Here is a 22,736-nt window from a genome sequence, read left to right as displayed (position 1 = left end):
CTGCCGCAACCGGTCGCGAATTCGTCACGGGACTGAAACCAGTGGCGCGGGAGGACGTTAACTCTCGCGAACGGCCGGACCATCCGAGCCCCGAACCCGGAAGATAAACCGTGGCGAGCTTCATGAATACAGAGCTGAGCTCATGGATGAAGACGTTGGTCGATTACGTCCGCTCCGGCGAACCCGATCTGACCAACCGTCAAATGGCGCTGCTGCTCGTCGTCTACCTAAAACCCGGGCCGCACACGGTGCGCGGGTTGGCGCGTATTCTCAACGTCTCAAAACCGGTCGTTACTCGCGCCTTGAACAGGCTCGGCGCGCTCGGCTATCTGCGGCGTCAGCGTGACGACAGCGACAAACGCAACATCTTCGTCGCACGCACATCCGAAGGGGCAGATTTTCTTGAGGAGTTCGGTCAGTTCATCGGCGAGGGAGAGGAAGCTCCCCAGCGCCGCGCCAGCGCGTAGGTCGTTCGCGCTCACCGGGCGATCGCGCGCCTTCGATCCGACGCGCGAGGCGATCCGCCCCGATATCGCCGACGTCCGGCTCGCCGAGAAAGTTTTCGCGCCGCACTATGCCGAAGCCGTCCCCTTCCGTCTCGTCCACGACGCGGCATTGCGCGCGGACCGCAAGCCCGACGGCGGCGTGCTCGTGACGCTGCACGCCGGCGACGTGTTCGAGCTGCTCGACGTGACGGGCGCCATCGCTTGGGGCGTGGCGCCGGCAAGCGGTTTCGTCGGCTATCTCGACGCAGACGCACTCGGCCAGCCGGCATGACGCGCGTCTTCATCGACGGAGCGGTCGGAACCACTGGTCTCGAGATCGGCGAGCGACTCTCGGGACGCGAGGACCTGACGCTGGGCACGCTTCCCGATGATCGTCGCAAGGACGCCGACGCGCGCCGCGCCGCGCTCAACGACGCCGATGTGGTGATCCTCTGCCTGCCCGACGATGCTGCGCGTGAGGCGGTGGCGCTGATCAACAATCCCGCAACACGCGTGATTGATGCGTCTAGCGCGCACCGCGTCGCCGACGGGTGGACCTACGGCTTTCCCGAACTCGGTTTCGATGTCGCGAATGCCACGCGCGTGTCCAATCCCGGCTGCTACCCAACCGGCTTTCTCGCGCTCGTCGCGCCGCTGGTTCGCGCGGGGCTCGTGCCCGCCGATTGGCCGCTCACCGTCAACGCCGTCTCGGGCTATTCGGGCGGTGGCAAGGCGCTCATCGCGCGCTTCGCAGCGGAGGAAGATCTCGCTTATCGCGGCTACGGATTTTCACTCGCGCACAAGCACATACCGGAAATGCAGCGCCACGCCGGGCTCACCCACCCGCCGCTGTTTGCCCCCAATGTCACCCGTGCGTTCCGCGGCATGATCGTCGAAGTGCCGCTGCCGATCGCCGCCCTCCCCGTTCCGCCGTCGCGCGACGCGATACTTGGCGCGCTACACGCCACGTTCGACGCCGCACCGCTCGTCACCGTCCACGACGATCAGCCCGACGAGCTGCTGCTGGCCGAACATGCCGTGCCCAACGACCGGCTTGACCTGTGGGCCTTCACCGATTCCGGCGGCACACAGGCGCGGCTCGTCGCGATGTTAGACAATCTCGGCAAGGGCGCAGCCGGCGCGGCGGTGCAGAATCTGAACCTGATGATCGGCGCTGATCCGATGACCGGGCTGGTGGTCTGACGCCGCTGCCCATGGTGGCCGGCCTACCGAACGACCCTGATCGAACGACCTAAGGAGCAGTCATGCAACGCGATCCGGTAGCCAAGCTTCTGTTGTTCGGCGCGACGGGCGATCTGGCCAAGCGTATGCTGCTGCCGTCGCTGTACGGCCTCGACGCCGACAATCTGCTGCCAGACGCGCTGACGATCACCGGCACGGCACGCTCGGACCACGACGACGAAAGCTACCGCAAGTTCGCGCGCGACGCGCTCGACGAATTCCTGCCGGACGACCGCAAGGACAAGGGCAAGATCGCGTCCTTCCTCAAGCGGCTGCAATACCAGCCGCTCGATGCGACCGATCTCGATCACTACGATCAGCTGGCGGCGAAGGTTGGCGACGTCTCAGGCGGGCTTGCGATCTTCCTTTCGACCGCGCCGTCGCTGTTCGAACAGGTGATCCACGGCCTCGACAAGGCCGGGCTCGCTGGTGAGACGGTGCGGATCGGGCTGGAGAAGCCGCTCGGCTATGATCTCGCCTCCAGCCGTGAGATCAACGACACCGTCGCCACCGCCTTCCCGGAAGAGCGCACCTTCCGCATCGACCACTATCTCGGCAAGGAGACGGTGCAGAACATCCTCGCGCTGCGCTTCGGCAATTCCTTCTTCGAGCCGGTGTGGAACGCGCAGGGCATCGACAACGTCCAGATCACCGTCAGCGAAACGGTCGGGCTGGAGGATCGCGCGAGCTACTATGACGGCGCCGGCGCGCTCCGCGATATGGTGGCGAACCACATGCTCCAGCTCGTCGCGCTGATCGCGATGGAGCCACCCGCGCGCTACGACGTCACCGAAATCCGCGACGAGAAGGCCAAGGTGTTCCGCTCGCTGCGCCAGCTCAAGCCGGAGGAAGTACCCGGCAGCACCGTCATCGGCCAATATCTCGGCGGCGCGGTGAAGGGCGAGATCGTCAAGGGCTATGATGAGGAGCTCGGCAAGGATTCGCACACCGAGACGTTCGTCGCGATCAAGGCGCACCTCGACAATTGGCGCTGGCAGGGCGTGCCCTTCTACCTGCGCACCGGCAAGCGCATGCCGACGCGGCGCAGCGAGATTGCGATCCAGTTCAAGCCGGTCCCGCACTCGATGTTCTCGGGGCGCGGCGGCCTGCTGCAACCTAACATGCTCGTCATCCGCCTGCAGCCCGAGGAATATATCCAGCTGCTGGTGATGGCGAAGGAGCCGGGGCTCGACCGCGACGGCATCCGCCTGCGCGAGGTGCCGCTAAACCTCAGCCTTGATGCCGAATTCGCCGGCACGCGCCGCCGCATCGCCTACGAACGCCTGCTGCTCGACCTGATCGAGGGCGATCAGACGCTGTTCGTCCGTCGCGACGAGGTGGAGGCGCAGTGGACCTGGATCGACGCGATCCGAGAGGGCTGGAAGGCGAACGATATGAAGCCGAAGCACTATAGCGCCGGCACCTGGGGCCCGGCCGCCTCGATCGCGCTCACCGAGCGCGACGGCGTCAGCTGGCAGGACGATTGAGCCAGCGAACCTTCGCCGCGATCGGCCGTTTGAAGCGTTGAGGCTCGAACGTGCCGGCGCTTCGCAGCGCATGATCCGACGGATTTTTTGAAAGCAGAGTGATGAGCGACGAGATCGAATGGTGGGAATATGACGACGCGGCCGAAATGGCGGCGGCAGTCGCGGGTGACGTGCAGTTCATCATCGAGAGCGCGATCGAAGCGCGCGGTGCCGCGGTAGTCGCGCTCGCGGGGGGCAAGACCCCGGTGCCGATCTATCAGAAGCTCGCCGCCGCCAAGCTCGACTGGAAGCGCGTGACCATCGTGCCGACCGACGAGCGGATCGTGGCGCTGGGCGATCCGCTCAGCAACGTGACGATGATAGGCAAGACGTTCATCCCAAAGGGCGCACGTGTGATGCCGATCGTCCCTTCCGCGACCGCCGACTACAAGGCGGCGGGCCGGTCGGCCGATGCACTGATGCAGGACCTGCACTGGCCGCTCGATCTGTGCCTGCTCGGCGTCGGTGGCGACGGCCACACCGCATCGATCTTCCCTGGACCGGATTTCGAGGAAGCGCTGAACGGCCCACGTGAGCGCCGCGCGCTCGGCGTGATGCCCGATCCGCTGCCACAGGAAGCGCCGGTGCCGCGCGTCTCGCTGTCGCGGGCCGGGATCATCTCGGCGAAGGCGCTGATGATCGCGGTCACCGGCGCCGCCAAGCGCAAGGTTATCGAGGATGCGATCAAGCAGGGCGCAGGCTCGCGCTATCCGATCGGCCGCGTCCTGGCCGATGCCGAGCTGCCGGTCGACATCCACTGGGCGGAGTGACGCACGGGAAGGACGACGCCGGCACATACGTATTCGCATTGCGTCATCGGGCACGCTGGGGCTGAAGTGATGGTCGCTCGCCAGGCATAGCCGCCGCGGGCACCAGTTGGCCTGATCCGGCGTTCGAACGGGGTGAACGGAAGTGGGAACGATGAACCCCATTGTCAGTGCCGTCACCGATCGGATCATTGCGCGCTCGCGCGAGGGGCGCACGCGTTACCTCGACCTGCTCACTCGCGAGCGCGAGCAGTGGATCGGGCGCCCAATGCTCGGCTGCGCCAATCTCGCGCACGCCTATGCCGGGACGGAGGAGGACCGGCCGGCAATGAAGGCCGGTCAGGCGATGAACATCGGCATCGTTACCGCCTACAACGACATGCTCTCCGCGCACGCGGTCTATTATCGCTATCCCGAGCAGATGAAGGTCTGGGCGCGCGAGATCGGCGCGACGGCACAGGTCGCGGGCGGCGTACCGGCGATGTGCGACGGCGTAACGCAGGGTTATGCCGGGATGGAGCTGTCGCTGTTCAGCCGCGACACGATCGCGCTGTCCACCGCGATTGCGCTCAGCCACGGCACGTTCGAAGGCGCGCTACTGCTCGGCATCTGCGACAAGATCGTCCCCGGCCTGCTGATGGGCGCGCTGCGTTTCGGCCACCTGCCGATGCTGCTGGTACCGGGCGGGCCGATGCCGTCGGGATTGTCGAACAAGGCCAAGGCGACGGTGCGGGAGCGCTACGCCAGCGGCCAGGCGGACCGCGAGGAGCTGCTCGACAGCGAGATCGCCGCCTATCACACGCAGGGCACCTGCACCTTCTTCGGCACCGCCAACACCAATCAGATGATGATGGAGGTGATGGGGCTGCACGTTCCCGGCGCCGCCTTCGTCAATCCGGGCACCAAGCTGCGCCAGGCGCTGACGCGCGCCACGGTGCATCGCGTCGCCGAGCTCGGCTGGCGCGGGTCGGACTATCGCCCGATCGGCCATTGCGTCGACGAGCGCTCGATCGTCAACGCCGCGGTGGGGCTGCTCGCCACCGGCGGCTCGACGAATCACCTGCTGCACCTGCCCGCAATCGCGCGCGCTGCCGGGATCGTAATTGACTGGGAGGACATGGACCGTCTGTCGAGCGCAGTGCCGCTGATCGCGCGCGTCTATCCCAACGGCGCGGCGGACGTGAACGGCTTCGAAGCGGCGGGCGGCATGGCATTCGTGATCCGCGAATTGCTGGCGAGCGGGCATCTGCACGGCGATATCCTGACGGCGGGCAGCGGCACGCTCGCCGACGCCGCCTCCAAGCCGATGCTGGAAGGCGACACCCTCGCTTGGCGCGATCCCGGCCCGAGCGGCGACGATACCATTCTGCGCACCCCGGCCGATCCGTTCTCACCCGATGGCGGGATGCGCATCCTCGCCGGCAATATCGGCCGCGCCTGCATCAAGGTGTCGGCAGTGGAGCGCGATCGCTGGATCGTCGAAGCGCCTGCCGCCGTGTTCGCCGATCAGGCCGAGGTGCTGGCGGCGTTCCAGCGCGGCGAACTCGATCGCGACGTGATCGTGGTCGTCCGCTTTCAGGGCCCGCGCGCTAACGGCATGCCCGAACTGCACAAGCTCACGCCACCACTCGGTGTGTTGCAGAACAAGGGTTACTGCGTCGCCCTCGTCACCGACGGCCGGATGTCGGGCGCGTCGGGCAAGGTGCCGGCGGCGATCCACGTGTCGCCCGAGGCGTTGCCCGGCGCCGATGGCACGGGCGGCGCGATCGGTCTGATCCGCGACGGTGACATAATCCGCGTCGACGCGGTCGCGGGCACGCTCGATGCGCTGGTCGACGCCGACGAGTGGGCGGCCCGGCTGCCAGCCTCCGCTCCGGCGGCAGCCGACGGTTTCGGGCGCGAGCTGTTCGGCCTGTTCCGCGCACAAGCGGACGAGGCAGAACGCGGCGCATCCGCCATTTTTGCCGGCGCGGCGCTTTAGACCGAAAGGGGATGCAATGGACGTCATAGCGGTTGATATCGGCGGAACGCACGCCCGCTTCGCGATCGCTGAAGTAGCCGACGGCCGTGTCGTCGCGCTCGGCGAGCCGGTCACGCTCAAGACGGCCGAACACGCCAGCCTGCAGACGGCGTGGCAGGCGTTCGAGAAAAAGCTCGACCGGCCCGTACCGCGCGCGGCGGCGATCGGGGTCGCCTCGCCAATCACTGGCGACGTCATCCGGATGACCAACAATCCGTGGGTGATCCGCCCATCGCTGATCCCCGAGCGGCTGGGCGCGGACACCTACACGATCGTCAACGATTTCGGCGCGATCGGCCACGCGGTGGCGCAATTACCCGCCGACGATTTCGAGCATCTTTGCGGCCCCGATACCGCACTTCCGGCGCGCGGTGTCATCACGGTGTGCGGCCCTGGCACCGGGCTAGGGGTTGCGCAGGTTTTCCGAATCGATGCCGGCTACCACGTCCTGCCCACCGAGGGCGGGCACGTCGACTATGCGCCGCTCGATCCGATCGAGGACGCGATCTTGAAGCGCCTTCGCCGCACCTTCACGCGCGTGTCCACCGAGCGGATCTGTGCCGGGCCCGGCATCGTCGCAATCTACGAGACGCTCGCCGAGATGGAGGGGCGGCCCGTGCCGACGCGCGACGACAAGGCGATCTGGCGCGAGGCGCTAGAGGGCACCGATTCGATCGCGCTTGCCGCCCTCGATCGCTTCTGCCTCGCGCTCGGCGCCACCGCCGGGGATCTCGCGCTGGCGCACGGTGCGAACGGCGTCGTCATTGCCGGCGGGCTCGGCCTGCGAATCAAGGACCGGCTGATCCGATCGGGCTTCGACCAGCGCTTCGTTGCCAAGGGGCGGTTCCAGTCGATGATGGCCGGCATCCCGGTCAAGCTCATCACCCATCCGCAGCCGGGTCTGTTCGGGGCCGCAGCCGCCTTTGCGCAGGAGCATGGCGCATGACCACGATCGACGACATCATGCGCACCGCGCCGGTCATCCCCGTTTTGGTGATCGACGACGTCGCGACGGCGCGCCCGCTCGCGGAGGCACTGGTTGCCGGCGGGCTGCCCGTACTCGAAGTGACGCTGCGAACCCCCGCCGCGCTTGACGCGATCCGCGAGATGAAGCGCGTGCCAGGCGCGATCGTCGGCGCCGGCACCGTCGTCTCGGCCGAGCAGTTCGAGGCGGTGATGGACGCCGGCGCCGAATTCATCGTATCGCCCGGACTGACCGAGCGGCTCGCCGCGCCAATCGTCGCCAGCGGTGTCCCGTACCTACCCGGCGTTGCGACGGCAGGTGACATCATGCGCGGCCTCGACTTAGGGCTGACGCATTTCAAGTTCTTCCCGGCGGAAACGTCGGGCGGGCTGAAGGCGCTCAAGGCGCTCGCCGCTCCCTTCTACCAATGCCGCTTCTGCCCGACCGGCGGTATCACTGAGGACACCGCCGCGACGTGGCTCGCGTTCGATCGCGTGCTGTGCGTGGGTGGCAGCTGGGTCGCCGGCGGCACGCCGGCGGAGATCGAGGCCAAGGCGCGCGCCGCCTCTGCGTTGCGCGGCTAACACCCTTGCCGTCGACGCCGTCGGCACTCTGACGGCGAATCGGAGGACCCCCTACTCCGCTGCCTCGTCCATGCCGCTGACCAGCTTGGTCAGCGCGCGCGCATTCTGCTCGCCGGCCGGCAGCGACTCGATGCTCTTGCCCGCGGTATCGATCTTGAGCGTCTCGAAGCGCCGCGCCTGCGTCAGCACCTGCGATTCGAGACTGCCGACGAATTGATTGTACGCGGTCATCGCGGTGTCGAGGTTCTTGCCGAGCTTCGCGACGTGCCCGCCCATCGTCGCCAGCCGCGCATACAGGTCCTTGCCGAGCTGCGCGATCTCGCGCGCCTCCTTCGCCAGCATCTCCTGCCGCCATACCGCTGCGACAGTGCGCGCGATCGCAATCAGGTTGGTCGGCGTGGCGAGCAGCACCTTGCGCTCGAACGCATAGTCCCACAGCACCGGATCGTGCTCGAGCGCGGCGGACAAGAAATGCTCGCCCGGCACGAACATCACAACATAGTCGGGTGCGTCGTCGAACTGGTTCCAATAGGCCTTGGCGCCAAGTCCGTTTACGTGCGCGCGCATCGCCGCCGCATGCGCGGTCAATCCCGCGAGCCGTTCGGCGTCGTCGACCGCACCGAACGCATCCTGATAGGCGTTGAGCGACACCTTGGCGTCGATCACCAGCGATTTGCCGCCCGGAATGCGCACGATCACGTCCGGGCGGAAGCGCGCACCGTCGGCATCGGTCACCGACACTTCGGTCGCGAAATCGGCATGTTCGGACAGCCCGCAGCTCTCCAACACGTTGCGCAGCTGCTGTTCGCCCCAGCGGCCGCGCGCCTTAGGTGCATTGCGCAGCGCGTTGACGAGCTTGGCGGCCTCGCTGCGCACCGACTCTTGTCCGACGCGCATCTGCTCAATCTGGCCGCGCAGCTCCCCGAACGCATCGCGCCGCTCGGCCTCGACCTTGGCGACGCCCTCCTCGTAGCGTTGCAGACGATCGCTGACCGGCTGAAGCATCGCGCGAAGGTTTTGCCCGGCGGTCTCCTCCGATTCGCGAAACCGCTCGGTGGCGCGTTGCAGGAAGCGGTCCTGCGCTTCGGCGAGCAATGTCTGGCCGACCTGGCTGAACTGCGCCGCTAGCGCATCCTTCGCCTCGCGCAGCTCCGCCAGTCGCGCATCGAACCCGCGCGCCTCCGCCTCGAGCCGCGCAACGTCGCCACGCGCGCCGTCGCGGTCGGCGCGAACCGCCGCCAATTCGGCGCGGAGGCTGTCGGCCGTTCTTGCACGCTCCTCCGCGCCGGCGAGATCGACGATCGCGCGCTTTGCCTCCTCAGCGCGCGCATCGCGCTCGGCACGCAGCACGGCAACGCCGCGGTTCGCGAGCCACCAACCCGCCGCGAGACCGGCGAGCAGCGCGAGGATCACGAGAACGAGAACGACCGAGTCCACACCGCACCCCGCACAAGAACGAAGCGCGAACCTACCCGCCGCTCAGCGCGCGGGCAAGCGCGATCAGGCGGCGTTCTTGCGCATCTTTGCGAGCTTCTTGAGCAGCATGTCGCGCTTCAGACGCGTGATATGGTCGATGAAGAGAACACCGTTCAGATGGTCGATCTCGTGCTGCATGCACGTCGCCATCAGCCCGCTCATCTCTTCCTCGTGACGCGCCCCTTCGAGATCGAGCCACGCGACGCGGCAGCTCGCGGGCCGCTCGACCTCGGCATATTGCTCGGGGATCGAAAGGCACCCCTCGCTATAGCGCGATGTTTCCTCGGATACCGAGACGAGCTCCGGATTGATGAACACCTTCGGATCGCGGATTGCCTCCGGCTTCTCCTCGTCCTCGGTGACGCGCTCCTGCAGGTCGATCACCACCACACGCCGCGAGACGCCGACCTGGATCGCGGCTAGTCCGATCCCGCGGGCGTCGTACATCGTGTCGATCATGTCATCGGCAAGCTGACGCACTTCATCGTCGATCGTCTCGACGGGGGCGCAGACGAGGCGAAGGCGGGGATCAGGGATCTCGACGATGGAAAGTACGGCCATGCGCGCCAGATATTGGCCGCGCGCCGGCGAATCAAGCGACGGGACGTCGGGCCCGCAGCGCCTGCGCCAGCGTCCCCTCGTCGAGATAGTCGAGCTCGCCCCCCACGGGCAGGCCATGCGCCAGCTGGGTAAGGCGCACCGGGAAGCGCTCGAGCCGCTCGGCGATGTAATGCGCGGTGGTCTGTCCCTCGAGCGTCGCATTCATCGCCAGCACCACCTCGTCGATCCCGCCCGCCTCGATCCGCCGGACGAGCTGATCGATCGCGAGATCCTCCGGCCGCACGCCCTCCAGCGCTGACAGCCGCCCACCGAGCACGTGGAACCGCCCAGGGAACAGGCGCGAGCGATCGAGCGCCCACAAATCCGCCACTTCCTCAACCACGCACAGTGCGCGCGTGTCGCGCCGCATATCAGCGCAAATCGCGCACGGATCGGTCGTATCGACGTTGCCGCAGATCGAACAGGTGGTGAGCCGCTCGTCAACCGCCTGAAGCGCCGCGAGCAGCGGAATCAACGCGCCCTCGCGCTTCTTGACGAGGTGCAGGACTGCGCGCCGTGCCGACCGCGGCCCAAGGCCAGGCAGCCGCGCCAGCGCGCCCGTCAGCGCCTCGATCTCCTGTGATGCCATCGAAGGAACAGATAGGGGGTTGCGCCGGGCCGCGCCAGCGCGTTGAAGCGCGCGCCATGCGGATCGTCTTCATGGGTACGCCCGATTTCGCTGTGCCGGCGCTCGACGCGCTGGTCGCGGCGGGGCACGACATCGTCGCTGCCTACAGCCAGCCGCCGCGCCCCGGTGGCCGGCGCGGCCGCGCGCTCGTCCCCTCCCCCGTCCATCAGCGCGCTGAGGCGCTCGGCATTCCGGTTCGCACGCCCACGTCGCTGCGCGGTGCGGCGGAGCAGGAGGCGTTCGCCGCTCTAGGCGCCGACGTCGCGGTGGTCGCCGCCTATGGTCTCATCCTGCCGCAGCCTATTCTTGACGCGCCGCGCCACGGTTGCCTCAACATCCACGGCTCGCTGCTGCCGCGCTGGCGCGGCGCGGCGCCGATCCATCGCGCGGTGCTCGCCGGCGACGTCGAGACTGGTGTCGGCATCATGCAGATGGAAGCGGGGCTCGATACCGGTCCGGTACGGCTCGAGGGCCGCACCGCGATCGGCGGCAAGACGACCGGCGAGCTAAGCGCAGAGCTCGCCGCAATGGGCGCAGCGCTGATGGTGACGGTGCTCGCCGACCTTGATGCCTATCCGCCGGTTGCGCAGCCCGAAGAAGAAGTGACCTATGCCGCCAAGGTCGCCAAGGAGGAATTGCGGGTCGCCTTCGACCGGGAAGCCGCCGCGGTCGAGCGGCAGCTGCGCGCCTTCAATCCGCCCGGCGCGTGGATCGACGTTTCGGGCGAGCGGATTCGCCTGCTCGCCGCCGACGCGGTCGAGCCGTCGAGCGGCGACACCACCGAGCCCGGCACCGTAATCGACGAGCGTCTCACCATCGCCTGCGCGCTTGGCGCCATCCGGCCGACGCTTGTGCAGCGCGCGGGTCGCGGTGTGATGCCGGTCGACGAATTACTGCGCGGCTTCGCGATCCCCATCGGCACGCAACTGTGACGCGTTACGCGCTGACGGTCGAGTTCGACGGCCGCCCCTACATGGGTTGGCAGCGGCAGGATCACGGCCCCAGCGTGCAGCAGGCGATCGAGGACGCCGCCTTTGCCGTTACCGGTGAGCGCACGACCGTCCACGCGGCGGGGCGCACCGATGCCGGCGTCCACGGCGTGGCGATGCGCGCGCACCTCGATATCGCCAAGCCGATCGGCGCGTTTCGCCTCGGCGAAGCGCTCAACGCGCGGCTGCGCCCCGCCCCGGTCGCGATCCTCGCCTGCAACGAGGTGGCCGACGATTGGCACGCGCGTTTTTCCTGCACCGGACGCGCGTATGAATATCATATCGTCAACCGCCGCGCGCCGCTCACCTGGCAGAAGGGGCTCGCGTGGCACGTCGCGCAGCCGCTCGACGCCGCGGCAATGCACACCGCGGCGCAGGCGCTGGTGGGGCTGCACGATTTCACCACCTTCCGTTCTGCGCACTGTCAGGCGGCGAGCCCGGTCAAGACGCTCGACCGGCTAACGGTCACGCGTGCCGGCGATCGCATCACGATCGCGGCGGCGGCACGCTCGTTCCTCCACCATCAGGTACGCTCGATGGTGGGCAGCGTCGCGCAGGTTGGGCTCGGACGCTGGAGTGCGGACGATCTTGCCGCGGCGCTTGAGGCCCGCGACCGGGCCCGCCTCGGACTCAACGCGCCGCCCGACGGGCTCTATTTCATCGCCGCGACCTACCCCGATTAGGCAGGCTTGCTGAGGCTCGCCGCCAGCTCGACATGCGTCGACCAGCGGAACTGCCCGACCGGCTGGATCCAGTCGATCGCCCAGCCGCCAGCCACCATCGTCTTGACGTCGCGTGCGAAGCTGCTCGGATTGCACGATACGTAGGCGAGCTTCGGGCCACGCGCCGCCGCGATCGCCGCCGCCTGCTCCTTCGCGCCCGCGCGCGGCGGATCGATGACGATCGCGCCGAACCGGTCGAGCTCGGCAACCGTCAGCGGCCGGCGATACAGGTCGCGATGCTCCGTGAATACCGGCCGCTGCGCGCGCGCCGCCGCCGCCTTGAGCGCGCTGACTGGCTCGCGTCCGCCCTCCGCGGCATAGACACGCCCCGGTAGCGCGAGCGCGAAGGTGCCAAGGCCCGCGAACAGATCGGCGACGATTGCAGCCTCGCCGACGATCGTACGCACGGCCCCGACCAGCGCCGCCTCGCCCTCGCGCGTAGCCTGCAGGAATGAGGCAGGCGGTAAAGGCACGGGAACGCCGCCGAGCGTAACCGTCACCGCCTCGGGCTCCCAGCGCACCTCGGGGCCATAGCCTTCGTCGAATGCGATCCGCGCGAGGCGGTTCGCCTCGGCAAAGGCAGTGATCGCCTCCGCCGCCTTCAGCCCTTGCGGCATAATCCCGATGATCAGGAGGTCCACGCCCTGATCAGCCAGCGTCAGGTGGATATCGAGCCGCCGCTTAGGACGCAGCACATGGATCAGGCGCCGCAGCGGCGCGACGAGCGCGAACAACTCGGGCGCCAGCACGTGGCATTCCTGCAGATCGACGATCGCGTGGCTCTTCTCGACCGAGAAGCCGATCCGGCCCGACGGCTCGGCGTGCAGCGTCGCTCGGCGGCGCGTGCGCGGCGGCGACAGCGCCGGCGGGCGGATATCGGCCGACAGCCCCTGCGCCTCGAGCGCGCCCGCGATCCGGTCGACAATGAACGCGCTCCAGCTCACGTCGTCGAGGTGCTGCAACTGGCAGCCGCCGCACTCGGGGAAGTGGCGGCACGGCGGCACCTGGTGGTGTGCGCCCCATTCGAGCGCACCTCCCGCATCGATTCGGTCGCCCGGCGCGGCGAAGGGCACCGGTCGCCCATCGCCAGTTATTCCTTCACCGCGCGCGGCCACACGCACGATCGTTGCGGCATCGGTTACAGACATGCGGCGATCGCTCCCGGCAAATGGTGCGCCAGATCGTCGGCAATGAACGCCGCGCCGGCGCGGCGCGCAGCCTCGGCATGCAGCCACACCCCCTCGCTCGCCGCATCGAGCGGATCGCGGCCCGCGGCGAGCCGCGCCGCGATGATTCCCGCCAGCACGTCACCCGTCCCGGCGGTCGATAGCCAAGTCGGCGCATCGGCATGAACGATTGCACGACCATCAGGCGCCGCGATGACCGTGTCAGCGCCCTTGAAGACGACGATGGCGTCCACCTTCCGCGCAGCGGCGAGCGCCCGGTCGAGCTTGCTGCCACCATCCTCGCCGAACAGATGCGCGAACTCGCCCGCATGCGGCGTTAGGATCGCTCGACCGTCGAAACGCCTGCTGTTGATCTGTCGCAACGCATCACCGTCGACGATGAGCGGGCGTCCACTCTCGAGTGCCGCGCAGAGCCGCGCCTGCGCCGCGTCGCCGCTCCCCAGCCCCGGCCCGATCACGACTGCGCCGATCCGCGCGTCGGCCAATGCCTCGGCGGAAAAGCGCCGCCGAACGATCGCGTGCGGCAGCCGATCGGTCGCGCTACCCAGCAGCAGGACGTAACCCACACCGGCATGCGCCGCCGCCGTTGCCGCGAGTGCGCTTGCGCCGGGCATCGATCCCGCGACCACCGCGACCATCCCACGCGAATATTTATGCGCGCTCATGGACGGGGTTTTGAGCGTCGGCCGGGCCGCAGCGCGGATCGAATCCGGCACCGATACGCCGATATCGACCACGCGCACGGTGCCGCACCGCGCGGCGGCCGGCTGAAGCACATGAGCCGGTTTGGCCGCGCCCAGCGCGAGCGTAAGGTCGACCGGCGGCAGATCGTTCAGGCAGTGCGCATCGTCGGTGGCAACGCCGCTCGACAGATCGATTGCGATCGACAGTCGTGCACCGCGCAGCAGCCGCGCGAGCGGTGCCGCGATTGCATCGTCGAGCGGCCGGGTGAGACCGATCCCGAACAAGGCGTCTACGACGACGGGTGCCGGCTCCGCAGCCAGGGTCTCGATCGGGCCGACCCAGCCGGATCGCGCAGCGATCGCCGTCTCGCTTCGCGGCTGGTCGCTGGTGGCGACGCGGACCGGCAGGCCTGCTTGGCGCAGCGTGGTAGCGATGACGTAGCCGTCGCCGCCGTTATTGCCCGGTCCGCACAGCACGAGCACCTCGGCGCCGGCCGCGAGCCGCCGCACCTGCTCGGCCGCGGCCTGCCCGGCGCGCGTCATCAGCGCCTGCGCCGTCGTGCCTACCCCCATCACCGACGCCTCGGCGGCGCGCATCTCCGCTGCACGGACGATCGGCTGCCCGTCGATCCGCGTCACTTGGCGGCGACCGTCCGCGTCGTCACCGGCAGGCGATAGTGATCGTCGCCCAGCGCCACCTCGATCTCGTCCTTCCCTACCAGCGTCACCTGCGCCGGCTCGGCCCCGTCGGCAGCGACGACGCCGCGTCCGTCGGTGGTCACCAGCAGTCTGCGGAATCCGCCGTCGGGGTGGCGCACCGTCAGCACCATGCCGCGCTCCGTCTCCGCGCGCTCGATCTCGCACACCCGCGCGAAGGCGTCGGCGCCGGCCGGCGCGCATTGCACACGCCCGTCGTCGACCGCTTCGGCAGCCTGGTTGGCCTCCACCTTCGCCAGCACCTTGGTGTCGGTCTTCGCAGGCCCGCACGCCGCGAGCGCGGCCACCAGCGGCACGAGCAACCGTGCGTCAAATATCCGCGTAGACATGGCGTTCGGCAGCAGCTCCCGGATGGGTGACGGCCCCCTTGTACGCCGGCCCGACATTCTGCGCATAGCGCCACAACGCGCCTGACCCATATTCGGACACGCGCGGCTGCCATGCCGCGCGGCGCTGCTCGAGCACGGCAGGTTCGACGAGCAGATCGATCGTCCCCGCCTCGGCATCGATACGGATCGTGTCGCCGTCCTCGACCAGCGCGATCGGCCCGCCCTCCGCCGCCTCTGGCCCAACGTGGCCGATGCAGAAGCCGCGCGTCGCGCCCGAGAAACGCCCGTCGGTGATCAGCGCCACTTTCTCGCCCATGCCAAGGCCGTAGAGCGCCGCGGTGGTTGACAGCATCTCGCGCATGCCCGGCCCGCCCTTCGGCCCTTCGTAGCGGATGATGACCACCTCACCTTCCCGGATCTGGCGATGCTCGACCGCCTCGAACGCATCCTCCTCGCAATCAAAGCAGCGCGCCGGCCCCTCAAACTCCAACCGGTGCATGCCCGCGACCTTGACGATCGCTCCGTTCGGCGCGAGCGATCCGCGCAGGCCGACGACGCCGCCCGTCGGCATGATCGGCGTCTTCGCGTCGTAGATCACCTTCTGGTCGGGGTTCCACGTCACCTGATCGATATTCTCGCCCAGCGTCTTGCCGGTGACCGTCATGCACTCGCCGTGCAGCAGACCTTCGGCGAGCAGCGACTTCATCAGCATGTACGCGCCGCCAGCCTCGTACATGTCCTTCGCGACATATTGCCCGCCGGGCTTCAGGTCAGCGCAATAGGGTGTCGACTTGAAGATCTCGGCGACGTCGAACAGGTCGAATTCGATCCCCGCCTCATGCGCCATCGCCGGCAGGTGAAGCGCGCCGTTGGTCGAGCCACCGGTCGCGGCGACGATGCGCGCGGCATTCTCGAACGCCTCGCGCGTGCAGATGTCGCGCGGACGGATGTTGCGCGCGAGCAGTTCCATCACCTGCGCGCCCGCTGCGACGGCGATCTGCTCGCGCGTCGTGTACGGCGCGGGGACCATGTTGCTGTTCGGTAGCGACAATCCGATCGCCTCGCCGACGCACGCCATCGTGTTGGCGGTATACTGCCCGCCGCACGCGCCATGCCCGGGGCACGCGACCTTCTCCAGCGCGTGCACCTCCTCGATCGGGCAGGTGCCGGCCGCGTAACGGCCGACCACCTCGAACACGTCGACGACAGTCACGTCGCGATCCTGGAAGCGGCCGGGCAGGATCGATCCGCCGTAGACGAAGATCGACGGCACGTTCAGCCGCAGCATCGCCATCATCATGCCCGGCAGCGACTTGTCGCACCCAGCAAAGCCGACCAGCGCGTCGTAGCAATGCCCGCGCACGGAGAGTTCGACCGAATCGGCTATCACCTCGCGGCTGACGAGGCTCGCCTTCATCCCCTGGTGGCCCATCGCGATCCCGTCCGTCACGGTGATCGTGTTGAAGCGCCGCGGCATCCCGCCGCCCTGCTCCACCCCGCGCCGCGCAGCATCGGCCTGCGCGTCGAGCGTCGTGTTGCACGGCGCGCTGTCGTTCCCCGCGCTCGCTAGCCCGACGAACGGCCGCGCGATCTCCTCCTCGCTCAGCCCCATCGCGTAATAGTAACTGCGATGCGGCGCCCGCTCGGGACCGACGGATACATGGCGGCTCGGCAACCGCGACTTGTCGAACGTGTTGGTCATGGCGCCTTAGCGCCTATGCCGCTTACGCCAGCGCGTCGAGCGCCTTTTCCACGCCGTCCATCGTGAAGGGCTTCTGCAGGATCGGACGATCGCGATATTCATCGGCAATCATGTCGTCCGCCCCGCCGGTGGCGAAGACGAAGGGGATGTCGCGCTCGGCCAGCGCCGCAGCGATCGGCCAGCTCTTCTCGCCGCCGCGCAGATTGACGTCGAGGATCGCACAGTCGATCGCACCCGCCTCGATCATCGGCAGCGCCGCCGACACGCTATCCGCGGTTCCGGCACACTGCCGATCGAGCGCCTCGAGAAAATCCTCGAGCATCATGGCGATGAGCGGCTCATCCTCGACGAGCAGTACGCGACTATTCATGCCCCGCCCTTAAAGGCGCCGTTCCATCCTCGCAACGGCTCGTTAGCGGCTCGATCCGTCGCGATACGGGGCAGTTGCCGCGGCTATTGCGCCGACAGCGCCTCGCGCGCCGCCGCGGCCAGCTGCTGCACCGAGAACGGCTTGGGGATGAAGGCGACATTGTCGAGATCGATCGACTTGCGCAGCTGCTCTTCGGCGTAGCCGGACATGAACAGAATCGGCAGATCAGGATAGCGGGCGCGCACGTGGCGCGCCATCGTTGGCCCGTCCATCGCCGGCATCACGACATCGGAGACGAGCAGGTCGGGGCGCGGATGCTCTGCGATAAGCTCCAGCGCAACTTCTCCGTTCTCCGCCGTCAGCACGGTATAGCCCTGCCGCGTCAGCGCGCGCTCGGCGACCGCGCGTACCATGTCCTCGTCTTCGACCAGCAGCACCGTTCCCGTGCCCCACATCTCTGCCGGCTTTGGCTTGGCCGCCGACTTGCGCGGCGCGATCGGCTCACCGCGCGCGTGCACCGGCAGATAGATGGTGAAGCTCGCCCCCTGCCCCGGCTTCGAATCGGCGAAGATATAGCCGCCCGATTGCTTGACGATGCCGTAGACGGTCGACAGCCCGAGCCCGGTTCCCTTGCCCACTTCCTTGGTGGTGAAGAACGGTTCGAAGATCTTCGGCAGAATATCCGGCGGAATGCCCGATCCCGTGTCCGATATCTCGAGCGCGGTGTAATCGCCCGCCGGCATGATGTCCGGCCCCCGTCGGCGCACTTCGGCGATCGTCGCCGAACGCGTCTGGATCGTCAGCTTGCCGCCGCCGTGCGGATGCTTGGCGAGCATCGCGTCGCGCGCGTTGACGGCAAGGTTGACGACCACCTGTTCGAGCTGCCCGGGATCGGCGCGCACCGGCCCCAGATCGCGGCCGTGGCGCACCTCCAGGGTCACCGTCTCGCCCAGCAGCCGCTTCAACAGGTTCGACACCTCCGACACGACGTCGGGCAGTTGCAGCACCTGCGGGCGCAGCGTCTGCTGGCGCGAGAAGGCGAGCAGCTGCCGCGTCAGTCCCGCCGCGCGGTTCGAATTATTTCGGATCTGCTGGATATCGTCGTAGTCGCTGTCACCGGGCGAATGGCGCATCAGCATCAAATCGCAGTGCCCGATGATCGCGGTCAGGATATTGTTGAAATCGTGCGCGACGCCACCGGCTAGTTGCCCCACCGCCTGCATCTTCGTCGCCTGCGCCACTTCGCGCTTGAGCCGCGACTCCTCGCTATTGTCCTTGAGGCTCAGCACCACCGCCGCCTCGCCGAGCCCGCGCGCACCGGCGATCGAGAGCACCACCGGTTCGTCGGGATGATCGCGCAGCCGCACCGCCATGTCGGCCGCGTGCGCCGCGCCCCCGCCGGCGAAGCGCCGTACCGCATCGGCGACCGCCGCCTTGTCCTCGCGCATGACGAGGTCGCCGGGGTAGAGCGGTGGTGCTGCCTTGTCGACCGACGCAGCGCGCAGGAATGCGTCGTTCATCTCCAGGAAGCGGCCGTCGCGATCAACGAGCGCGATGCCCAGCGGCATCATCTGCACCAGCGTGCGGATATGGTCGGTCGTCCCCCCGGCGATCGCGCGCGGTGCCTCCTCCTCGTCGAGCAGCGCGACGAGGATCGGCGCGTCCGGGCGGTCGGCGAACGGCACCTGGACGAGGCGAAGCGGATTGCCGTCAAGCCCCTCGCGCTCGAAGCGGATCAGACCTCGGCTGTCGGTGATCAGGCAGCGCGCGAAATCCTGGCCGAGCAATGCGGCATCGGCGCGCCCGGCGGCGCGGGTGCGCAACACCGGATCCGCCGCCAGCACCCGCCCCTCGGGCGTCATCAGCGCGGCCATGATCCCCGCCTCCGCGAGGCGGCGCCCGAGCGGCCCGGACAGCGCGGCGGCGAGCGCTCGGCTGTCGTCCGCCTCGACAGTCGATGCTGCGCGCCACAGCAGGAGATCCTGCTGCTGCCCGGTACGCACCACCTCGATCGCTACCGAGCGCGTACCGACGTCGATGCGGTCGAGCCGCGCCCGGCCGTCGCGCCACGCCGCGCGCCCGATGTCGGACAGCGCGCCGACCCCAGCCTCGTCGATCGGCAGCGCCGGCGGGGTCGGCAGCCCATCGAACAGCGTTTCGTAGCGGTCGTTGGCGCAGACCAGGCGTCCGGCGCGGTCGGTGATCGCGATCGCGTCGCCGCTTTCTTCCGCCAGCGCGCGGACGAGATGCCAGTCGATCTCGGCCGGGGCAGGCCCTGCGACCGGCGCCAGCAGATGATGGGCGATCACGCCGCCGCCAAGCACGATCGCCGCCGCGACGAAGCCGAGCGCGACGACCGCGTCGCCGACCAGCCACAGGACAAGCAGCGCGGCGATCATGCCAGCGCCGAGCGCGACGGCAAGCGCCCCCCGCGGGGTCAGTCGGTGCAGCTCGGGAGGGGGAAGCGTCGCCATCGCTTCCCCGTCCTTCCGCCCCCGCCGCCCCGCGGTCAAGCGGGTGGCGGGGATCGATCGATCACCAGATGCGAATACGCTGCTGATCGGTCAGGTACAGCTTCTGGCTGGGCTTGGCGTCGAACGCCGCGTACCAAGGATCGAGATTGCGCACGATGTCGGCGCGTCGCATCCCCGGTGAGTGCGGATCGGAAAGTAGCAGCTGGCGCAGCATCGGCTCGCGATACTTTGTTCGCCACACCTGCGCCCAGCCGAGATAGAAACGCTGATCGCCGCTGACCCCGTCGATCACCGGCGCCGGCTTGCCGTTCAGCGACCGGTGATAGGCGTCGATCGCCACCGTCAGCCCCGCGAGATCGGCGATGTTCTCGCCCAGTGTCAGCCCACCCTGCACGTGCTGGCCCGGCAGCGGCTCATAGGCATCGTATTGCGCGACCAGCCGATCGGTGAAGGTCTTGAAGCGCGCGACGTCCTGCGCGGTCCACCAGTCGGTCAGCTTGCCGGTCGCGTCGTACTTGCGGCCCTGATCATCGAAGTGGTGGCTGATCTCGTGGCCGATCACCGCGCCGATCCCGCCGTAGTTTACCGCCGGGTCGGCCTTCGGATCGAAGAACGGCGGCTGCAGGATCGCCGCCGGGAAGACGATCTCGTTCATCGTCGGGTTGGCGTAGGCATTGATCGTCATCGGCGTCATGAACCACTCGCCGCGATCGATCGGCTGGCCGAGCTTGTTCAGGTTGCGCTGGAATTCAAACTCCGTCGCGCGTGCGACGTTGCCGACAAGGTCGTCACGACGGACCTCAAGCGCCGAATAGTCGCGCCACGTCTCGGGATAACCGATCTTGGGCGTGAACGCGGCGAGCTTCGCCAGCGCCTTCTGCTTGGTCTCGGGCGCCATCCATTCCAGCTTTTTCAGCCGATCGCCCATCGAAACGATGACATTGCGCACAAGCGCATCCGCTGCTGCCTTCGCCTCGGGCGGGAAATAGCGCGCGACATAGGCCTTGCCGACATCCTCGCCCAGCTGGTCGCTGACGAGGTCGACACCGCGCTTCCAGCGCGCCTGCTGCTGCGGCGTACCGGCAAGCTCGGTGCCGTAGAAGGCGAAGCGGGTATCGTCGAAGTCCTTCGACAGGTACCGCGCATAGCTCGACAGCATGCGCAGCATCAGGTGATCCTTGAGCACCGGCAGCGGCGTGTCGTTCCACACCTTGGCCTCGCCGGTGAACGCGCTCGGCTGTGCGACGAGCAGCGTCGCGGTGGTCGGAATGCCCGCTGCCTTGAAATGCTCGGCCCAGGGATAGCCGGGTGCGCGCGTGTTGAGATCGGCGAAGCTCAGCTTGTTGTACGTCTTGTCCGCATCGCGGCTCTCGACGCGCGTCCAGTGCGCGGTCGCCAGCCCCTTCTCCATCGCGACCACCGCTGCGGCACGCGCCTCGGCGTTCGGCTCGCCCGCCAGCGTCAGCATCCGCGCCAGATACGCCTGGTACGCGGTGCGGTTGGCGGCGAGCTTGGCGTCGTCCTTCAGATAATAGTCGCGGTCGGGCAGCCCGAGCCCCGACTGGCTGAACGCTACCGCGTAGGTGTCGGGCGCCTTGTCGTCCTGGGTGACGTAGGTGCTCCACAGCGTGCCCACGCCGCGCCGCTGCATCCGCCCTGCCTCTGCAGCGAGCGCCGCCTTGCTCGGCGCCGCCTTGATCGCTGCGATCCACGGCTTCACCGGCGTCACGCCCTTGGCGTTCGCGCCGGCCTCGTCGAGAAAGCTCGCGTAGAAATCGCCCGACTTGCTGCCCGGCTGGCGGCTCTGCTCCTCCAGGATCGTGCGGGTCTGCTCGCGCGACAGGTCCTGCAAAGCGTGGAACATGCCGTAGATTGAGCGGTCCGCCGGGATCTGCGTCGTGCGGTCCCACGTACCGTTGGCGTAGTCATAGAAATCGTCGCCCGGCGCGACGCTGGTGTCGCGGCCCGCCATGTCGAAGCCGAAGGTGCCGATCTGCGGCTTGCCCGCGGTGGCGGGCGTCACCGGGCCGGCGGTTGCCTCGCCGACGGTCGCGGTCTGCTCGGCGGTCTGCGCCTTGGCGGACGCCCGCGTCGTGGTCTGGGCAATGGCGGCCACGGCGGTGGTCGAGAGGATGGCCGCGACGATGTACGATGAACGCATGGATACGATGCCTTCGTTGGGGAAGGCGCGTGTTCTATCCGCTTAAGACTCCTCGTCAATGTGGTTGCGGATGTGACGATGCCGCCACTTGCGCGCGATCCACAGCCGCCAGCCAAGCGCGGACAAGCCGTAACCGGCGGCCGAAAGGACCACCGTGACGATCAGCAACCCCAGCGCGGTCGCAGGCGCCGCATCGGACATCAGCCACTGCATCCAGCTCGACTGCGCGGCATCGTGCGCCGCCTTGCTGACGGGATCGCCCGGCAGTGCCTGATCGAGCCGCAGCGACCATTTGCCGATGTAATAAGCCGCTACCCACAAGGGCGGCGTCGTTAGCGGATTGGTGATGAACGTCGTCAGCGCCGCTGCGGGGATGTTGGCGCGCACCGGCAGCGCGAGCAGTGCGGAGAACGGGATCTGTGCCACGGGAAACAGGATGCCCGTCACCATGCCGAGCGCGACACCGCGCGGCACTGATCGCCGCGTGAAGCGCCACAGCGCCGGCGCGAGCACGCGGTGCGCCACGGGGCGCAGCATCCGGCTCTGCTCCATCGATTCGCGTGTCGGCAGGTTCCGGTGACACCAACCCGCGAACCGCTGCCAGATTGACGGCGGCCGCGCCGCCATCAGCCGCGCTCGCGCATGATTCGCGCCGCGTCGCGTTTCCAGTCGCGCTCCTTGATATGGTCGCGCTTGTCGTGCGCTTTCCTGCCCTTCGCCAATGCCAGCTCCACCTTGGCGCGCCCCTGGCCGTTGAAGTAGATCATCAACGGAACCAGCGTCATGCCGTCGCGCGCCACCGCGCCGTGCAGCTTGTTTACCTCGCGCTCGTGAAGCAGCAGTTTACGCGGCCGCTTAGGCTCGTGATTGAAACGGTTGCCGTGGCTGAATTCGGGGATGTTCGAATTGACCAGCCACACGCCGCCGTCGTTCACCTCGGCGTAGCTCTCCGCGATCGATCCCTCGCCGAAGCGCAGGCTCTTCACCTCGGTACCGGTCAGGACGATCCCCGCCTCGTACTTGGTGTCGATCTCATAATCGAAACGCGCGCGGCGGTTTTCCGCGACGATCTTCTTCTTGTCGAAGGTGGCTGGCTTGGGACGCGACATG

General features: G+C 68.1%; 22 protein-coding genes. 10 read left to right on the top strand and 12 right to left on the bottom strand.

The genetic code is table 11. The features are described from left to right. The first annotated feature begins 146 nt into the window (after nucleotides 1–146). From B7L05_RS06460 to eda, 8 genes are all read left to right on the top strand, one after another. Nucleotides 147–467, top strand: a complete 321-nt coding sequence (locus tag B7L05_RS06460) for a MarR family transcriptional regulator (protein ID WP_085809803.1) — start codon at nucleotides 147–149, stop codon at nucleotides 465–467. Next, entirely contained in the window at nucleotides 403–777 is a 375-nt protein-coding gene (locus tag B7L05_RS06455) for an SH3 domain-containing protein (protein WP_256926638.1), read from the top strand. Before B7L05_RS06460 ends, B7L05_RS06455 begins: the two co-directional genes overlap by 65 nt. Continuing rightward, on the top strand, nucleotides 774–1,688 hold the full coding sequence (gene argC, locus B7L05_RS06450; protein ID WP_085809482.1) for an N-acetyl-gamma-glutamyl-phosphate reductase: 915 nt from the start codon (nucleotides 774–776) through the stop codon (nucleotides 1,686–1,688). The genes B7L05_RS06455 and argC overlap by 4 nt, the downstream gene beginning before the upstream one ends. A gap of 62 nt (nucleotides 1,689–1,750) precedes the next feature. After that, on the top strand, nucleotides 1,751–3,214 hold the full coding sequence (zwf, locus tag B7L05_RS06445; RefSeq protein ID WP_085809481.1) for a glucose-6-phosphate dehydrogenase: 1,464 nt from the start codon (nucleotides 1,751–1,753) through the stop codon (nucleotides 3,212–3,214). A gap of 101 nt (nucleotides 3,215–3,315) precedes the next feature. Next, entirely contained in the window at nucleotides 3,316–4,023 is a 708-nt protein-coding gene (gene pgl / locus B7L05_RS06440) for a 6-phosphogluconolactonase (protein ID WP_085809480.1), read from the top strand. Nucleotides 4,024–4,174: 151 nt separating this feature from the next. Further along, nucleotides 4,175–6,001 carry a phosphogluconate dehydratase gene (gene edd, locus B7L05_RS06435; protein ID WP_085809479.1) on the top strand — a complete coding sequence of 609 codons (1,827 nt, stop codon included), beginning with the start codon at nucleotides 4,175–4,177 and terminating at the stop codon, nucleotides 5,999–6,001. Nucleotides 6,002–6,017: 16 nt separating this feature from the next. Further along, nucleotides 6,018–6,986 (top strand): glucokinase, encoded by a 969-nt coding sequence (gene glk, locus B7L05_RS06430; RefSeq protein WP_085809478.1) that lies wholly within the window; start codon nucleotides 6,018–6,020, stop codon nucleotides 6,984–6,986. Beyond that, nucleotides 6,983–7,588, top strand: a complete 606-nt coding sequence (gene eda, locus B7L05_RS06425; RefSeq protein ID WP_085809477.1) for a bifunctional 4-hydroxy-2-oxoglutarate aldolase/2-dehydro-3-deoxy-phosphogluconate aldolase — start codon at nucleotides 6,983–6,985, stop codon at nucleotides 7,586–7,588. The genes glk and eda overlap by 4 nt, the downstream gene beginning before the upstream one ends. Nucleotides 7,589–7,639: 51 nt before the next feature. On the opposite strand, the gene rmuC is transcribed toward eda, so the two are convergent. From rmuC to recR, 3 genes are all read right to left on the bottom strand, one after another. Beyond that, nucleotides 7,640–9,025 carry a DNA recombination protein RmuC gene (gene rmuC / locus B7L05_RS06420; protein ID WP_085809476.1) on the bottom strand — a complete coding sequence of 462 codons (1,386 nt, stop codon included), beginning with the start codon at nucleotides 9,023–9,025 and terminating at the stop codon, nucleotides 7,640–7,642. A 63-nt stretch (nucleotides 9,026–9,088) separates the two neighbouring features. Further along, nucleotides 9,089–9,625, bottom strand: coding sequence for a peptide deformylase (def, locus tag B7L05_RS06415; RefSeq protein WP_085809475.1), 537 nt, complete (start codon nucleotides 9,623–9,625; stop codon nucleotides 9,089–9,091). 31 nt (nucleotides 9,626–9,656) lie between these two features. Then, nucleotides 9,657–10,253, bottom strand: a complete 597-nt coding sequence (gene recR, locus B7L05_RS06410) for a recombination mediator RecR (RefSeq protein WP_085809474.1) — start codon at nucleotides 10,251–10,253, stop codon at nucleotides 9,657–9,659. A 56-nt stretch (nucleotides 10,254–10,309) separates the two neighbouring features. Here recR and fmt point away from each other — a divergent pair, with 56 nt between their 5' ends. Both fmt and truA read left to right on the top strand, forming a co-directional pair. Beyond that, nucleotides 10,310–11,224, top strand: coding sequence for a methionyl-tRNA formyltransferase (gene fmt / locus B7L05_RS06405; protein WP_085809473.1), 915 nt, complete (start codon nucleotides 10,310–10,312; stop codon nucleotides 11,222–11,224). Next, nucleotides 11,221–11,964, top strand: a complete 744-nt coding sequence (truA, locus tag B7L05_RS06400) for a tRNA pseudouridine(38-40) synthase TruA (protein WP_085809472.1) — start codon at nucleotides 11,221–11,223, stop codon at nucleotides 11,962–11,964. The genes fmt and truA overlap by 4 nt, the downstream gene beginning before the upstream one ends. Here truA and B7L05_RS06395 read toward each other — a convergent pair. From B7L05_RS06395 to smpB, 9 genes are all read right to left on the bottom strand, one after another. Further along, nucleotides 11,961–13,151 (bottom strand): class I SAM-dependent RNA methyltransferase, encoded by a 1,191-nt coding sequence (locus B7L05_RS06395; RefSeq protein ID WP_085809471.1) that lies wholly within the window; start codon nucleotides 13,149–13,151, stop codon nucleotides 11,961–11,963. The two genes, truA and B7L05_RS06395, sit on opposite strands and share 4 nt — an antisense overlap. Then, the gene (locus B7L05_RS06390) at nucleotides 13,142–14,512 is read right to left on the bottom strand and encodes an NAD(P)H-hydrate dehydratase (protein WP_085809470.1); all 1,371 of its coding nucleotides are present in this window, start codon (nucleotides 14,510–14,512) and stop codon (nucleotides 13,142–13,144) included. Before B7L05_RS06390 ends, B7L05_RS06395 begins: the two co-directional genes overlap by 10 nt. Beyond that, a complete protein-coding gene (locus tag B7L05_RS06385; protein ID WP_085809469.1) occupies nucleotides 14,509–14,919 on the bottom strand; it encodes a hypothetical protein in 411 nt (136 codons plus the stop codon). The genes B7L05_RS06390 and B7L05_RS06385 overlap by 4 nt, the downstream gene beginning before the upstream one ends. Continuing rightward, nucleotides 14,900–16,621 (bottom strand): dihydroxy-acid dehydratase, encoded by a 1,722-nt coding sequence (ilvD, locus tag B7L05_RS06380; RefSeq protein WP_085809468.1) that lies wholly within the window; start codon nucleotides 16,619–16,621, stop codon nucleotides 14,900–14,902. The genes B7L05_RS06385 and ilvD overlap by 20 nt, the downstream gene beginning before the upstream one ends. Nucleotides 16,622–16,643: 22 nt before the next feature. Continuing rightward, complete coding sequence (locus tag B7L05_RS06375) at nucleotides 16,644–16,991, bottom strand: response regulator (protein WP_085809467.1); 348 nt, start codon at nucleotides 16,989–16,991, stop codon at nucleotides 16,644–16,646. Nucleotides 16,992–17,074: 83 nt separating this feature from the next. After that, nucleotides 17,075–19,465, bottom strand: a complete 2,391-nt coding sequence (locus B7L05_RS06370) for a response regulator (RefSeq protein WP_085809802.1) — start codon at nucleotides 19,463–19,465, stop codon at nucleotides 17,075–17,077. Nucleotides 19,466–19,526: 61 nt separating this feature from the next. Continuing rightward, nucleotides 19,527–21,626 (bottom strand): M13 family metallopeptidase, encoded by a 2,100-nt coding sequence (locus tag B7L05_RS06365; RefSeq protein ID WP_085809466.1) that lies wholly within the window; start codon nucleotides 21,624–21,626, stop codon nucleotides 19,527–19,529. A gap of 42 nt (nucleotides 21,627–21,668) precedes the next feature. After that, nucleotides 21,669–22,253 (bottom strand): DUF2062 domain-containing protein, encoded by a 585-nt coding sequence (locus tag B7L05_RS06360; RefSeq protein ID WP_085809465.1) that lies wholly within the window; start codon nucleotides 22,251–22,253, stop codon nucleotides 21,669–21,671. Next, entirely contained in the window at nucleotides 22,253–22,735 is a 483-nt protein-coding gene (gene smpB, locus B7L05_RS06355; RefSeq protein ID WP_085809464.1) for an SsrA-binding protein SmpB, read from the bottom strand. The genes B7L05_RS06360 and smpB overlap by 1 nt, the downstream gene beginning before the upstream one ends. Nucleotide 22,736 lies beyond the last annotated feature (1 nt).

Origin of the sequence: Sphingomonas sp. TZW2008, from assembly GCF_002117915.1 — a bacterium.
Lineage (GTDB): Bacteria > Pseudomonadota > Alphaproteobacteria > Sphingomonadales > Sphingomonadaceae > Sphingomonas.
The sequence above is the reverse complement of the archived record's forward strand: the minus strand, read 5'-3'. Positions and strand labels throughout refer to the sequence as shown.